General features: G+C 65.1%; 14 protein-coding genes. 11 read left to right on the plus strand and 3 right to left on the minus strand.

Going from position 1 to position 14,673, the window contains the following annotated elements:
* The first annotated feature begins 108 nt into the window (after window positions 1-108).
* From GN330_RS11435 to GN330_RS11475, 9 genes are read left to right on the plus strand one after another with little or no spacing between them, the layout of a single operon-like run.
* Window positions 109-903, plus strand: a complete 795-nt coding sequence (locus tag GN330_RS11435; RefSeq protein ID WP_156712764.1) for a creatininase family protein — start codon at window positions 109-111, stop codon at window positions 901-903.
* Between the two features lie 2 nt (window positions 904-905).
* The gene (locus GN330_RS11440) at window positions 906-2,210 is read left to right on the plus strand and encodes a cytosine deaminase (RefSeq protein WP_343040597.1); all 1,305 of its coding nucleotides are present in this window, start codon (window positions 906-908) and stop codon (window positions 2,208-2,210) included.
* On the plus strand, window positions 2,207-3,598 hold the full coding sequence (locus GN330_RS11445) for an FAD-binding oxidoreductase (RefSeq protein WP_156712766.1): 1,392 nt from the start codon (window positions 2,207-2,209) through the stop codon (window positions 3,596-3,598). Before GN330_RS11440 ends, GN330_RS11445 begins: the two co-directional genes overlap by 4 nt.
* Window positions 3,599-3,615: 17 nt before the next feature.
* The gene (locus GN330_RS11450) at window positions 3,616-4,197 is read left to right on the plus strand and encodes an NAD(P)H-dependent oxidoreductase (RefSeq protein ID WP_156712767.1); all 582 of its coding nucleotides are present in this window, start codon (window positions 3,616-3,618) and stop codon (window positions 4,195-4,197) included.
* An 11-nt stretch (window positions 4,198-4,208) separates the two neighbouring features.
* Window positions 4,209-5,495, plus strand: coding sequence for an NAD(P)/FAD-dependent oxidoreductase (locus GN330_RS11455; RefSeq protein ID WP_156712768.1), 1,287 nt, complete (start codon window positions 4,209-4,211; stop codon window positions 5,493-5,495).
* Between the two features lie 36 nt (window positions 5,496-5,531).
* A complete protein-coding gene (locus GN330_RS11460; RefSeq protein ID WP_197435122.1) occupies window positions 5,532-6,347 on the plus strand; it encodes an ABC transporter ATP-binding protein in 816 nt (271 codons plus the stop codon).
* 9 nt (window positions 6,348-6,356) lie between these two features.
* Window positions 6,357-7,214 carry an ABC transporter permease gene (locus GN330_RS11465; RefSeq protein WP_156712769.1) on the plus strand — a complete coding sequence of 286 codons (858 nt, stop codon included), beginning with the start codon at window positions 6,357-6,359 and terminating at the stop codon, window positions 7,212-7,214.
* A gap of 55 nt (window positions 7,215-7,269) precedes the next feature.
* Window positions 7,270-8,430, plus strand: a complete 1,161-nt coding sequence (locus GN330_RS11470) for a hypothetical protein (RefSeq protein ID WP_156712770.1) — start codon at window positions 7,270-7,272, stop codon at window positions 8,428-8,430.
* Window positions 8,427-9,290 (plus strand): bifunctional 5,10-methylenetetrahydrofolate dehydrogenase/5,10-methenyltetrahydrofolate cyclohydrolase, encoded by an 864-nt coding sequence (locus GN330_RS11475; protein ID WP_156712771.1) that lies wholly within the window; start codon window positions 8,427-8,429, stop codon window positions 9,288-9,290. Before GN330_RS11470 ends, GN330_RS11475 begins: the two co-directional genes overlap by 4 nt.
* Before the next feature lie 53 nt (window positions 9,291-9,343).
* Here GN330_RS11475 and GN330_RS11480 read toward each other — a convergent pair whose 3' ends face one another.
* Both GN330_RS11480 and GN330_RS11485 read right to left on the minus strand, forming a co-directional pair.
* Entirely contained in the window at window positions 9,344-9,676 is a 333-nt protein-coding gene (locus GN330_RS11480; protein WP_156712772.1) for an ArsR/SmtB family transcription factor, read from the minus strand.
* Window positions 9,677-9,810: 134 nt separating this feature from the next.
* Entirely contained in the window at window positions 9,811-10,833 is a 1,023-nt protein-coding gene (locus tag GN330_RS11485; protein ID WP_156712773.1) for a permease, read from the minus strand.
* 72 nt (window positions 10,834-10,905) lie between these two features.
* Here GN330_RS11485 and GN330_RS11490 point away from each other — a divergent pair, with 72 nt between their 5' ends.
* Window positions 10,906-11,790: a LysR substrate-binding domain-containing protein gene (locus GN330_RS11490; protein ID WP_156712774.1), complete on the plus strand. Its 885-nt coding sequence runs from the start codon at window positions 10,906-10,908 to the stop codon at window positions 11,788-11,790.
* Window positions 11,791-11,850: 60 nt separating this feature from the next.
* On the opposite strand, the gene GN330_RS11495 is transcribed toward GN330_RS11490, so the two are convergent.
* Entirely contained in the window at window positions 11,851-12,891 is a 1,041-nt protein-coding gene (locus tag GN330_RS11495) for an isopenicillin N synthase family dioxygenase (protein ID WP_197435123.1), read from the minus strand.
* Between the two features lie 431 nt (window positions 12,892-13,322).
* Between GN330_RS11495 and aroA the strand changes: the two genes are divergently transcribed.
* A complete protein-coding gene (gene aroA, locus GN330_RS11500) occupies window positions 13,323-14,648 on the plus strand; it encodes a 3-phosphoshikimate 1-carboxyvinyltransferase (RefSeq protein ID WP_197435124.1) in 1,326 nt (441 codons plus the stop codon).
* Window positions 14,649-14,673 lie beyond the last annotated feature (25 nt).

A 14,673-nucleotide genomic window follows, 5' to 3' on the forward strand; every position in this document is an offset into this window, starting at 1 on the left:
GCACTTAGCGCGAATGGGGAAAGGCGTCACCGTCCGGTCATTTTTGGCTTGACGGTATTTGCCCGTTCTGTACTATTTGCGAACATTAGTTCGATAATCGAGAGTTTGATGCCTTTCACCTTCTGGGCGGACTTGAACCACCGGGACTTTGGCGACGCCGCGCTCGCCGATGCCGTCGCGGTCGTTCCGGTTGGCGCGATCGAGCAGCACGGCCCTCACCTGCCTCTGTCGACCGATGCCGTTCTGGCTGAGGAAATGGCGCGCGAGACCGCGTCGCGGGTCACCGATGCGCGGGCCCTGGTCTTGCCCGTGGTCGCCTATGGCAAATCGGACGAACATCTCGGTTTTCAAGGCACGGTCAGCCTGGACGCCGAGACGCTGATCGCCATCCTGACGCAGATCGGTCGCAGCATCGCCCGCGCCGGCGTCAGGCGCGTCGTTTTCCTCAATGCCCATGGCGGCAACGTGCCCGTGCTGCAGATCGTCATCCGGCGCCTGCGCGTCGAACTCGGCCTGTTCTGCGTCGCCGCCGGCTGGGTCAGCATGGGGTTTCCCGAAGGCGTCGTCTCGCCGCGCGAGGCGCAGGAAGGCATTCATGGCGGATTGGTCGAAACCGCCGCCATGCTTCATTTCCGACCCGATCTCGTCGACATGAGCAAGGCGCGTCATTTCGTGCCTGCATCGGCCGAAATCGCCCGCTCCAACGAGGTGTTGCGGCTGATGGGGCCGGTCTCGGCCGGCTGGTCGATCGAGGACCTGCATGCTGACGGGGCGGCCGGCGACGCCTCCGCCGCGACCCCGGAGATCGGCGCGCGCATCGTCGAGCACGCGGCCATACGCTATGCACGCCTGATCGAGGAAGTCGCCCGGCACGACCTGCCGCGCACGACAGGCCCGGCGTGACCGTGACTTCCGTTCCAAACGCGACCGACGGCAACTTTGCCATTATGAACGCGCGTGTGCCGATCGCGGTCTGCGACGGTATCCGCCTGCGCGACGCAGACGCCGCATCGGGTCTGGCCACGGCCGACCTTTTCATTCGCGACGGCCGGCTCGCCGCTCGGCCGGATACGCAAGAGGGTATCTCGATCGACGCGGCCGGCACGCTGGTGTTGCCCGGGTTCGTCGATATGCATGTCCATCTCGACAAGGCCTATACGGTGCATCGCACCGGCCTGCCCGACGGTGGGCTGCTCGACGCCGTGCGCCTGTCGATCGCCGACGCGCCGAACCGCACCGAAGACGATCTGCGCGCGCGCATGCGCCGGTCCCTGCAACGCGCCTACGCCAACGGCACGGTCGCCCTGCGCACCCATCTCGACACGCCCGAACTGCCCGACCAAAGCCCGGCCTGGCGGGTTTTCGCCACCTTGCGCGACGAGTTCGGCGACATGCTTTCGCTTCAGGCGGTGGCGCTGATGGCGCTGGAGCGGGTCGACGACGCCGACTACTCCGACCGATGCGCCCAGCTTTCGCGTCTCGGCGGTGTGCTCGGCATGTTCGTCCCGCCCGCGATGGAGAATGCCAACCGGCTCGATCGCCTGTTCTCGCTTGCGGCCAAACATGAGCTCGACGTCGATTTCCACGTCGACGAGACGCTCGATCCGAAAGCCGGCGGCCTGGCCATGATCGCCGACGCGGTTCAGCGAACCGGCTTTGCGCGCCGCGTGGTCGTCGGCCATTGCTGCAGCCTGTCCGCGCAGCCGCATGACCAGGCCGCCGCGACCCTCGATCTGGTGGCGAAGGCGGGGTTGCATGTCGTCGCCCTACCCACGACCAATCTGTTCCTGCAGGATCGCGGTGCCGGCAGGACGCCGCGCCTGCGCGGGCTGACTCTGGTCAAGGAAATGCGCGAGCGCGCCATTCCGGTCTCGTTCGCGTCCGACAATATCTGCGACCCGTTCTTTCCCTTTGGCGATTTCGACATGTTCGAGATCATGCGCGAAACGGTGCGCGTCGCGCATCTGGAAGGCGAGATCGGCGCCTGGGCCGACGCCTTCTCGCGGCGTCCGGCCGAGACGCTGGGACTGGCCGGCCATGGCCGGCTGGCGCCCGGCCTGCCGGCGGACTTCGTTCAGTTCGCGGCCACGGACTGGATCGATCTATTTTGCCGTTCGCGCCTTGCGCGCTGCGTCGTTCGCAACGGCCGGCCGGTTGACGGGGCGTTCCTGCAACGGCGAGACATATTTACCGCACAGGAGAAGGCATGAGCGGGGATTTGAAGGCCTGCATCGAGGCGCTGTCGGGACTCGATCTCGACGTCAATCCGGCGACCGTCCAGCAGAAGAGCCGGGATCTTTATTGGTACAGCCCGATCCTGAAGCGCCAGCTCGGCGCCGTCACGGCCGATTTCGTCGTCGCGCCGCGTAACGAGGACGAGATCGTGCGCATCCTCGCCACCTGCTGGAAGCACGACGTGCCGGTCACCGTGCGCGGCGCCGGCACGGGCAATTACGGCCAGGCGATGCCTCTGTTCGGCGGCGCGGTGCTGCACACCAAACATCTGGACCGGATCGTCAGGGTCGGCACCGACCACATGATCGCCCAGCCGGGCGTGGTGATCGAGCATCTGGAAAAGACCGCGCGCGAGAGCGGCAGGGAAATCCGGCTGTTCCCCTCGACCGCGGGCACGGCCACCATCGGCGGTTTCATCGCCGGCGGTTCGAGCGGCGTCGGCGCCATCCGCTGGGGCGGTTTGCGCAACCCGGCCAATCTGCGCCGGCTTCGCCTGGTGACGATGGAGGAGATGCCGCGCGTCATCGAGCTGGTCGGCGACGACATTTCCAAGGCCGCGCATGCCTACGGCGTCAACGGCGTCATTACCGAGGTCGAAATCCCGATCGATCCGGCTTCCGACTGGGTCGACGTCTTGATCGGCGTTGACGGCTTCGACAGGGCGACCGAACTCGCGGTCGCGCTCGGCGAGGACGACACGATCTCCAAGCGGATGCTGTCGACCTTCGAGGCGCCTATCCCGGAACTCTATTTCCGCCGCCACGGCCCCTTCCTCGTCGACGGCGAAGCGGCGATCGCGATGATGGTGTCGCGCGACACTCTGCCCGCCCTGGTCGCGCATCTGTCGCGCCTCGACCATGCGCATCTCAGGTTCCGCGCCGACGCGGCCGAAGCGCCCGGCAAGCTGCCGGCGGTCTATGAGCTGGCCTGGAACCACACCACGCTGCGCGCGCTGCGCATCGATCCGTCGATCACCTATCTGCAGATGATGCTGCCGCGCGAAAAACTCGCCGAGAGCTTCGCCGCCGTACGCGAGACTTTCGGCGACGAGTTGATGATGCATTGCGAGTTCACCCGCTTCGACGGCGTCGTGACGCCGGTCGGCCTGCCGCTGGTGCGCTTCACCTCCGAGGAGCGGCTTGAAGAGATCATCATGACGATCGAGGCAAAGCTCGGCCTGCCGGTGTTCAATCCGCATCGCGTGACGCTGGAGGAAGGCGGGATGAAAAGGACCGATGTCGGCCAGCTCGAATTCAAGAAGCAGACCGACCCGAAGGGGCTGATGAACCCCGGCAAGATGATCGCCTGGACGGAGCCGGACTGGAAGCCGGTTCCCGGCAAGACTTTCCTTTTCGCCAAGTAGAAACCAGCGTCGGAACCATGAACGTACACGTAGTCTATGCACATCCGCTCGAAGACAGCCTGTCGGCGACGCTGCACAAAACCGTGGTGGAAAGCCTGCAGGAGGCCGGGCATCAGGTCGACGACCTCGATCTTTACCGCGAGGGGTTCGATCCGGTGCTGTCGGCCGACGACCGGCGCTGCTATCACGATGTCGACATCAACCGCCGGCGCATCGACCCCTATGTCGAGCGCCTGCGGCGCGCCGACTCGCTGGTGCTGTGCCACCCGGTCTGGAATTTCGGCTGGCCGGCGATCCTGAAAGGCTATTTCGACCGCGTCTTTTTGCCCGACGTCTCGTTCGTGCTCAAGGACGGCAAGATCGGACCGGGCCTGACCAACATTCGCAAACTGACCACCGTCACCACCTATGGTTCGAAACGGTGGCGCGCCATGGTTCTCGGCGACCCGCCGCGCAAGAACGCCACCCGCTTCCTCAGGGTGATCTGCAATCCGCGCGTGAAGGTGCGCTACCACGCCCTTTACGACATCAACAATATCTCCACAGACCATGCCGCGGGCTTCGTCGAGAAGATCCGGCTTGAAATGCTGAAACACTAGCGGTCCGCGGGATGACGAACCAAGCCAACAACAGCGCCGACACGCAAGGTCACGTCACCGTCGTCGGTGCGGGCATCGTCGGGGCATGCTGCGCGGCCTCCCTGCAGCGCGAGGGTTACGCCGTCACCGTTGTCGACCGTGTCGATCCCGGCATGGCGACCTCGTTCGGCAATGCGGGCTCGATCAGCCCCAGCGCCGTGCTGCCGGTGGCGATGCCTGGCATGCTGCGCAAGATTCCCGGCTGGCTCATCGATCCGTTGGGTCCCCTGACCGTGCGCTGGTCGTATTTGCCGTCGATCACGCCGTGGCTGATGCGCTTTTTGAGCCATGCCAGCCGCGAGGAAGTGGCCCGGGTGGCGACCGCGATGCGCGCCTTGATGGAGCCGGTCTTCGAGGATTATGAGCGTCTTTTGCCGCAGGGCGAATTTCGCGCCCTGATCCGTCGCAATGGCTGTCTGTATGTTTATGAAAACCAGGCCGAACTCGACGCGGCGAAGTGGACCCTGGAGTTGCGGCGCAATCTGGGCGCGGCGATGGACGAAATCGGCGAAAGCGAAATCCGCCAGCTCGAGCCCGCGTTGGCGCGGCGCTTCCGTCTCGGCATTTTCGCGCCCGACAATGGGTCGACCATCGATCCAAGCCTGTTGGTGAACGCGGTGATGGCGCAGGTGCTTGCCAATGGCGGCAAATTCGTACGTGCGGAAGTCAAGGACATCGAGATGGGGCCGGACGGTCCGGCGGCGCTCGTCACCGACCAGGGGCGCAAGCCGCTCGACCGGTTGGTCCTGGCCGCCGGAGCATGGTCTGCTGGCCTGGCGCGCAAGCTTGGCGCCGTCGTGCCGCTCGAAACCCAGCGCGGCTACCATGTCACCTTCCCGCAGGCCGGCATCGAGGTAAGCCGCACCGTGATGTGGAACAAGCGCAGCGTGTTCGTCAATCCGATGCGGCCCGGTCTGAGGATCGCCGGCACCGTCGAACTGGCCGGGCTGAAGGCGAAGCCGAACTACGCCCGCGCCGACCGGTTGGCCGACATCGCCGGGGAGTTGTTTCCCGATCTCGACCGCAGCAATCCGTCGCGCTGGATGGGCCACCGGCCCTGCCTTCCCGACAGCCTGCCGGTCATCGACCGTTCGCCGCGCTATCCGGGCGTGGTGTTCGCTTTCGGACACCAGCATGTCGGCATGTGTTCGGGCGCCTCGACGGGGCGGCTTGTCGCGGACCTGATGGTCGGCCGACCGTCGTCGATCGATCGAACGCCGTTTTCCGTACAACGATTCGCCAGGCGGCTGGCCGCATGACCAGTCCGTGACCACCAATTCCAGGGAGGAATACCCATGACGGCACAAGCTTTGAAAATGCCGCCCGAAAACGACCCTGCCGATACGTCGACCGCCGGTTCCGACAAGGGGACGGCCGGCGCGCCGCTTTCCTTCAACCACGTGTCGATGCAGTTTCCCGACGGTACCGAGGCGCTCGACAACGTGTCCCTGGCGCTCAAGCCGGGCGAATTCGTGTCGATCGTCGGGCCTTCGGGCTGCGGCAAGTCGACCTTGCTCAAGATCGCCTCGGGGCTGGTCAACCATACCGCGGGCACGGTCGACGTCGACCGCAACCATCTCGGCTACACCTTTCAGGACGCGACGCTGCTGCCGTGGCGCAAGGTGATGCCGAATGTCGAGCTTTTGATGGAGCTGCGCGGCTTTCCGGCCGCGGAACGGCGGCGCATCGCCAAGGAACAGATCGACCTGGTCGGCCTGACCGGCTTTGAAAACCACTATCCCAAGCGGCTTTCCGGCGGCATGAAGATGCGCGCCTCGCTGGCCCGTTCGCTGGCGCTCAATCCGAGCGTGTTCATGTTCGACGAACCGTTTGGCGCCCTCGACGAGATCACCCGCGAGCGTCTGAACGACGAGCTGATCGCCTTGTTCATGCGCCAGGGGTTCACGGGACTGTTCATCACCCATTCGATCCCCGAAGCCGTCTACCTGTCCAGCCGGGTCGTCGTCATGTCGCGTCGTCCTGGACGGATCCTGAAAGTGTACGACGTTCCCTTCGACTATCCGCGCACGCCGGAACTGCGCTACGCGCCGGAATTTTCCGAATTGTGCGGCGACCTGTCGGTATCGCTGCGCGCGGCCATCGAGAATTGAGAGGCAGACATGACCACAGCACCCGTAGCCAAGCCTCAGACCTATCGCGCCGTGCCGCTGCCGCCGCCGGCCAACATGCTGCAGCGCTTTCTCACCACCATCATGCCGCCGATCCTTCTCGGCTTCCTGCTGATCCTGCTTTACTGGTGGACCAGGGCCCAGCTCGAGCCGCACCGACAGTTCCTGATGCCGGACGCGTGGTCGCTCTGGTCCAACGCCTTTGCGCTGCCGGAGGTGCGCGCCGAACTCCTCGACCGTGCGCTGGTGACCATCACCATCGCGATCGTCGGCATGTGCATCTCGATTCCGATCGGCATGGTGCTGGGCGTCATCATGTTCCGCTTCCACGTCATGGAGCGCGCCTTCTTTCCCTATCTGGTGGCGCTGCAGTCGATCCCGATCCTGGCCATCATTCCGCTGATCCAGAGCGCGCTCGGCTTCGGCTTCATGCCGAAGGTGCTGATCGTGGCACTGTTCACCTTCTTCGCCATTCCGACCACCCTGCTGCTCGGCCTGAAAAGCGTCGACCGCGGCGTCATCGACCTGTTCAAGCTGCAGGGCACCGGCTGGCCGGTGATCCTGCGCAAGGCGGGTTTCCCGTCAGCCGCGCCGTCGTTGTTTGCCGGACTGCGCATCTCAGCCGGCCTTGCCGTGATCGGCGCGATCGTGTCGGAGATCTTCTTCCTGGCCGGCCGCGGCGGTCTCGGCCAGATGTTGATCAACGCCAAGATCGATTTCAAATACGAACAGATGTATGCCGCGCTGATCGCCTCTTCGGCGCTATCGATCAGCGTCTATCTGTTCTTTGCCTGGCTCGGAAACAGGCTGTTTTCGGAATGGCATGAGTCCGGCGCCGCACCGACCTGATCACCAAAAGGCGCAAGCCCCGAACCACTTCGCAACCGAAAATGGGAGAACTCGGATGAAATACAGACTAGCAACCGCCCTGGCCTCGGGCCTGCTCGCCGGCGCGATCGGCACGGCAGGCGCCCAGGAACCCGGCGCCTTCGCCAAGGAAAACTACACCACGCCGCTGGCCGACGTGTGCCCCGACCCGCTGATCATCCAGAAGGATTGGCTGGCGCAGGCCGAACATGGCGGCTTCTACCAGATGATCGGCGCGGGCGGCGAGATGTCGGCGGGCAAATATGTCGGTCCGCTCGGCTCGACCGGCATCGACATGATGATCCTCGAGGGCGGCAGCGGCATCGGCCTCGGAGACGGCGAAACCGCCTATTCGGCGCTGCATCTCGGCAATTCGCGGGCCGGCGTCACGCCGCATCTGGGCTACCAGGAACTGGACAATTCCTTCCTGTTTTCCAAGCGCTTTCCCACCGTGGGCGTGTTCGCTCCGCTGGACAACGCGCCGCAGGGACTGTTCTGGGACAAGGGCACCTATCCGGACGGTTTCCACTCGCTCGACGACCTGAAAGAGTTCGCCGATTCGGGTAAGGGCATGATCTATGTCTCGACGATCCAGCGCACTTTCGGTCTCTACCTCCTCCAGTCGGGCGTGTCGCGCGACGTATTCGTGGAAGGCTATCGCGGTGACGGCGAGAACTTCGTCACCAATAACGGCACCTGGCTCAACCAGGGTTTTGTCACCAGCGAACCCTACAGCTTCTCGACCGGTAACAACTGGGCCAAGCCGATCGACGCCGTGACGGTGGGCGAGCTCGGCTATCGCAATTATACCGGCATGCTGTCGGTGGCGACCCCGCGCTTGGACGAGCTGGCGCCCTGCCTGGAGAAGGTGGTGCCGATCATGCAGCAGGCATGGATCGACTACATCAACAATCCCGACGAGGTGAACAAGCTCATTCACGAATTCAACGCGGCCGGTCACGCCACCAGTTGGTGGAAGACCCCGATGGGCAAGATGGAATACGCCTCCAAGACGATGAAGGAGCGCGGCATCGTCGGCAACGGCATCAACGACACGCTGGGCGATTTCGACATGGAGCGTGTCGCCGAAATGCAGGTCATCGTGAAGCCCTGGCTCGACGAACGCTCCAATCCGGACGTCAAGCCCGAGGATGTCGTGACCAACCGCTTCATCGATCCGGCGATCGGCCTGAAATGATATCGGCTCCTCGCGCCCGTTTGCTGGACGGAGAGGCGCTCGCCGCCCGGCTCCGGCGCGAGATCGCAACCACCGCCGCGGACCTCAGGGTCCGCGGCATCACGCCGAAGCTGGTCATCGTGATCGTCGGCGACCGTGCCGACAGCGCCGCCTATGTCGCGCGCAAGAGCGCGGACTGTGCCGAAACCGGCATCGAGGCCGAAATTATGCGCCTGCCGGCGGAGACGACGCAGGCGCGCCTGCTCGATGTCGTCGCGGATCTGAACCGCGACCGGACCGTGCACGGTTTCATGGTGCAGCTCCCCCTGCCCGCCGATCTGGACGAGACGGCTGTTCTCGACGCCATCGATCCGGCCAAGGATGTCGACGGCTGCCATCCGGCCAATCTCGGCCGGCTGCTCGCCGGAGCCCCCGATATCGTAGCCTGCACGCCCGCCGGCGTGCTCGCCCTGCTGCGGCACCATGAGATCCCGCTTTCCGGCCGCACGGCCGCCATTATCGGCCGCGGCATGCTGGTCGGCCGGCCGCTTTCCATGCTGTTGTCGCTGAAGGGGGTGGACACGACCGTCACCCTGTTGCATTCGCGCTCGCCCGGTCTGGCCGAGGCGGTGCGCCGCGCCGACATCGTAATCTCGGCGACCGGGGTCGCCGGGCTGGTGACCAAGACCATGGTCAAGCCGGGCGCGGCCGTCATCGGCGTGGGGATATCGGCCGACGCGGATGGCAAGACCGTCTCCGACATCGACGACGCGGTGGCGGATGTCGCCGGCTTCGTCACGCCGCGCCACGGCTCGGTCGGCGCATTGACGCGCGCCATGCTTCTCAAGAACCTGGTCAAGATCGCCGCGCGCGCGGCCTGAGCGCGCCAGGCATGCGCCGATGCGGCCTCCAAAGGTCGCGGCATCCGACAGGCTCAGGCCCGCGCGCCGTCCTTTTCGCCCCCGGCGGGCTCCGGAGTGCGGTCCTCGCAGCATTCCTTCATCAGGAAGGCGGCAAGTTCCTCTATGGCGGCGAAATTCGGCCGACAGGTGGTGGTTCGCCCCTGGCGCTCCTGGCTGATCAGTCCCGCGTTGAGCAGAATTCTGACGTGGTGAGCCAGGGTCGATGCCGGAATGTCGAGCCGCCGTTGCAGCTCTCCGATCAGAAGTCCGTCCGGCCCGGCGCGCACCAGCGCCAGCAGCACCACGATGCGTGCGGGCGCGCCGACGGCGTCAAACCCCCTTGCAGCGTCGTGCGCGGACAACATTTAAAACCCACCTCTCCTCGCTTCACCGCGATAAAACTAGTCCGGCGGATCGGTGTCAAGACTGTCCCGGACGCCGATACCGGCCGTGAACCGCGATGATCGACCCGGACCCGATGATGCGGGGTGCGGTGGTTTTATCCAAAAAAACCCCATAGCGCCTGGAAGGCATAGGCCGAGACAAGCGATCCCGCGACCGCCAGCGCCACGAACAAGACCAGCGTGGAGGCGCGCAGGACCGGCACGACCGCCAGCACGCCCCAGATGCTCACGGCACTGCCGGCGACCAGGAAGCCGAGCGCCGCGCCCGGCGACATGCCGAGATCGAGCAATCCGCGGACCAGAGGCAGGGCGGCATAACCGTCGAGATAGAGCGGCGCGCCGACCGTCACGGCGAGCGGGATCGCGTGCGGCGCGTTTGTCCCGGCATACACACTCAAAAGTTCGGGCGGCACCAGGTCGCGCAGCAGATACTCGGCTGCGAAGGCAAGCGACAGGCACAGTACGACGAGCTTGGTCATCCACAAAAGCTCGCGCCCGAAGGCGCGCATGCGCACCGGGTCGCGCCAGATCGCCGGCCCGAACCGGTCGGGGGCCGGGGCGCAACCGGATTTTTGTTCGCCGCGTCGCTGCGCCCGTAGCGGCACGCGCACCATGTGCGTGCCGCGCAGCAGCGTGGTGGCCAGCCCGGCGAAGATCCCGATCGCGAAGGCGGCGATCGTCTTGCCGACGGCGAAACCGGGGCCCAGCACCGCCCAGGTTGCGGTGAACAGCGACGGATCGGTCACCGGCGAGGACAGCCAGAAGGCCATGATCGGCGCCAGCGGAACGCCCGACACCAATAGCCCGGTCATCAATGGCAGCACCGTAACGCCGCATACCGGGGTGACCGCGCCGATCGCGGCGGCGGTAACGATCACGGTCGACGGACGACCCTTGAACAGATTGGCCGTCACGGCACCCGCGCCGCTGGCCGCCACCCATGCCGAAAGAACGATCCCGAGCGCGACCATCGGACTGACCTTCACGAAGCTGACGATCGCAAACAGCGCCGCGCCTTGCGCCTTGGCCGGCCACAGCGCTGCCGCGGCGATGCCGGCGGCGATCGTCAAAAGTGCGAGGATGAACCGACGGTCGACTCGCGACAGGACAATGTTCAAGGCATCTCTCCTCGAACTCGATCCATAAGGGAAAAGCTTTTATCGACAAAACGAATAGGATAAATAGCAACCATGAGCAAAACCGATGGACAAAACGGCCAGCTCGACAGCACCTTGCTGCGTGTGTTCCTCGCCGTCGCCAGGGCGGGAAGCCTCAGCGCTGGCGCGGCGCAACTTTTGCGCACGCAGTCGGCCGTCAGCCTGCAGGTGCAAAAGCTGGAAAGAGCGGTCGGCGCGCGCGTCTTCGAAAGACATGGTCGCGGGGTGGTGATGACCCCGGCCGGCGAGACCTTGCTGCCGGTCGCCCGTCATGTCGTGGACGTGCTGGATCAGGCCGCGACACGATTGCGCGGCGAACCGGTCGGCGAGGAAATCCGCCTCGGCGTTCCGGAGGAATACAGCGACACGATCCTGCCCGCGATCCTGGCTGCCTTCACGGAAGGACAGTCTACGGCGCGCCTGTTCGTGCGTTGCACGTCGAGCATGGACTTTCCGCGCGCCCTGGCGCAGGGCGAACTGGACCTGGCCTTGCATTCGCCTCCACAGGTAGCCAAAAGCGATCGGATCGTTCACTCCGAACGGGCGGTCTGGGCCGGGCCCGCGTTCCAGGACCTCGAGGCCCGGCGCCCGCTGCCGGTGGCGTTGTTCGACCGGACCTGCTGGTGGCGCGAACGCTGCCTCGATCTTTTGAGCCAATCCGAGCTCGACTACCGGATCGTGCTGACCAGCGAGAGCGTGGCGGGGGTTCGCGCCGCGATCGCCGCCGGCATCGCCGTCGGCGTGTTGCCGCAAAGCACGCTGTCGGGCCAGCCCGGGCTGCGCATGATCGCCGACGAGGTGCTGCCCCATCTGGGCGAAACCCATCTGGCGCTCAGCGCTTCGCCCGGTGGCAGCGGTCCGCTGGCCGCGCGACTGGCGACGATCATCGCGGACGTTTTCGCCGCGACCGCGACGTAGCGCGCGCCATGGCCCCGTGCCACGGCCACGCGCCACGCCCTCCAGCCGACCGGGGCTTGGTCAGGGCAATTGGCAGGCCGAGCGGGTTTCGCTGAAACAGCAGCCGAGATATTCCTCGGTCGTCGACTTGCCACCGGCGCTTTTGGCTCCCGTCAGGCTCTTGAAGCTGTCGACGACCACGTCGAGGTTCGGGTTGAAGAACAGCGCCACCGAGTAGCGGATTCGGTCCGAATCGTTGATGACCCGGTGGACCGTGCTGGCAAAACGTCCGCCGGACCATTGCTCCATGATGTCGCCGACATTGCAGATCAACGCGTTTTCGATCGGGTCGACGGCGATCCAGTCTCCGGCGCTGTTGCGCGCGGATAGCCCGCCGATGGCATCCTGCGCCAATATGGTCAGGCAGCCGCAATCGGTATGGGCGCCGGCGCCGAAGGCGCGGCTGTCCTTGGGACCGCCGGGCTGCGGCGGGTAGCTCAAAAGGCGCATGCGCGATTCGGAATGTTCGATCTCGCGGTCGAACGTGTCTTCCTCCATGTCGAGCGCCAGCGCGAAGGCGCGGCACAAATCACGGCCGAGCGCGACGGTGTGTTCGTAGTAACGCTCCAGGGCGGGCCGGAAACCGGGCGGGTCGTCCGGCCATTGGTTGAGCCCGCGCAGGCCGCCCTTGCCTGCTGCCTCCTGCGCGAGGGGTCCTTCGAAGCCGATGTCGAAGCCTTCCTTGAGATCGCGCGTGTGTGCCGGGTCGACATTTTCGCCGCCCATCGGAAAATACCCACGGTGATTGCTGGTGTTTTCGCTGGAGACCGCGTCCTTGCGGCCGGCCGGCTGCGTAAAAAATCCGCGCGCCGCGCCGAAAACATCCGCCACATCCCCGGCGGGGATGCCGTGGTTCACGAGATAGAAGAAGCCGACATCGTTCAGCGCCTTGCCGATCTCGGCGGCGACGCGTTTCTTGTCGGCGTCCGTGCCGTCCCTGAACCCCTGGAAATCAACCAGCGGCACCTGTGTGAAGGGGATCGACTTGGCAGGCGGCACCGCGCCGGTGGTTACGCCAGCCGGTCCGCTGTCGGAATGGGTGGATGAAATCGTTTCGGTCATGTCGTGTTCCTCCTTGGGTTCGGAATTTCGGCGGGTTCCGATGCACGTGTCGGCTCGGCCGACATACCGGCGCATCGGCGCGCGCCGTCGGCGACCGCGCCGGGCGCGATCGGGTATGGACTGGTTATGCGACTATAAAACTAACTTTATAGTTGTATCAGCATACTGTCAAGCGTGACGGGAATTGCCGGCGAAGGCGGGTCGACCGGAATCGTCGGCTTTAGACAAATTCCCCTATAAATTGCATTAAATAAATTACATTGACTTTTGGTTGTATCTAAATTCTAATAAACTAGTTCTGTGGCGATCGTTTGGCGACTGATCCCGTCGTGCTCCGACTTCCCGCCCCTATTGGGACATTCCCGATCGTCATTCCCGCTCCGTCGATGTGCCGGCGGACGATTTTGTGCCTGTTTTTGTTGGTGAATTTGATGACAATCGCACCCCCCGCCGTTTCCGCCCGTGGTCGATCGCCAATCTTCGAGCCCAGCCTGCCGGGTTCGAAATCCCTCACCAATCGGGCGCTGGCGCTGGCGGCGGCGCGCAAAGGCAAGACGCGGGTGGTGGGGGCGCTGCATGCCGATGACACCGTGCGGTTCGCCGACTGCATCAACCGGTTCGGCGGTCTGTCGGTTGCGGCCGACACATGTCGGGCCGCCTTCCATGTGGAGAATTCGTGCCCCGGCGAGCGACCGCTCGCGCCGCATGAGCCGCTCGATATCGGCGCCGCCGGGACACCGGCCCGCTTCTTGTTGTCGATGGCCGCGGACGCCGAGGGCGAGACGACCATTACCGGAACGAGGCGGCTTTGCGAGCGGCCGATGGCGAGCGGCATCGAGGCGTTGCGGGCGCTCGGTCGCCCGGTCTTGGAAACCGGCAATCCGGGATGCCTTCCCGTGCGCATCGTCGGCGGCCGACCGACCGACACCTATTGGCGGGTCGACGGCTCGGTCTCGTCCCAATTCACCAGCTCCATGCTGCTATCGGCCGCGCGGCAGGATGCCGATCGCGGTCCCGTTCACGTCGAGGCGACCGGAAATCTGGTCTCGCGTCCCTATGTCGATATGACGGTCCAGACCATGCGCGCGGCCGGCATCGATATCGGTGCGGTCGGGCCGCAAACCTGGCGTGTGCTTCCCCAACGGCCCGACGTCGCGTCGATCGCGGTGGAACCGGATGCTTCCGCGATGTCCTATTTCCTCGGCGCGGCCGCCATTCTCGGTGGCGCGGTCCGGATTTCGGGCGTGGGCAGTTCCTCCGCGCAGGGCGATGTCGGCTTCGTTCATGTGCTGGAAGAAATGGGATGCGCGGTGTCGGTTACGCCGACCGACATTGAACTGCGCGGGCCCGAAGGCGCCCTGCGCGGCATCGAGGTCGATCTGGAGACCATGCCGGACATGGTTCTCACGCTCGCCGTCGTGGCCGCGTTCGCGCAAGGCAGGACGAAAATCGTCAACATCGCCAATCTGCGCCTGAAGGAATGCGACAGGCTTCATGCGGCCGCCCAGGAACTTCAACGCATCGGCATTCGCGCCCAGGAAGGTCCGGACTGGCTGGAGATCGCGCCGGACGGAACCGGCCCGCGGCCCGCCTCGGTGCACACCTATGACGATCATCGCGTCGCCATGGCGTTCTCGCTCGCTGCCTTGACGAACAAGGAGATCACGATCGAGGACCCCGCCTGCGTGGCGAAGTCCTTTCCAGATTACTGGAGCGAATATGCGCGTCTGGCCGAATCCTATGGTCTCGCCCGTTAGTTGGCTGGCAGCCGCGCCCGGGAGG

Source organism: Nitratireductor arenosus (genome assembly GCF_009742725.1).
In the GTDB taxonomy this organism is placed as follows: domain Bacteria; phylum Pseudomonadota; class Alphaproteobacteria; order Rhizobiales; family Rhizobiaceae; genus Mangrovimarina; species Mangrovimarina arenosa.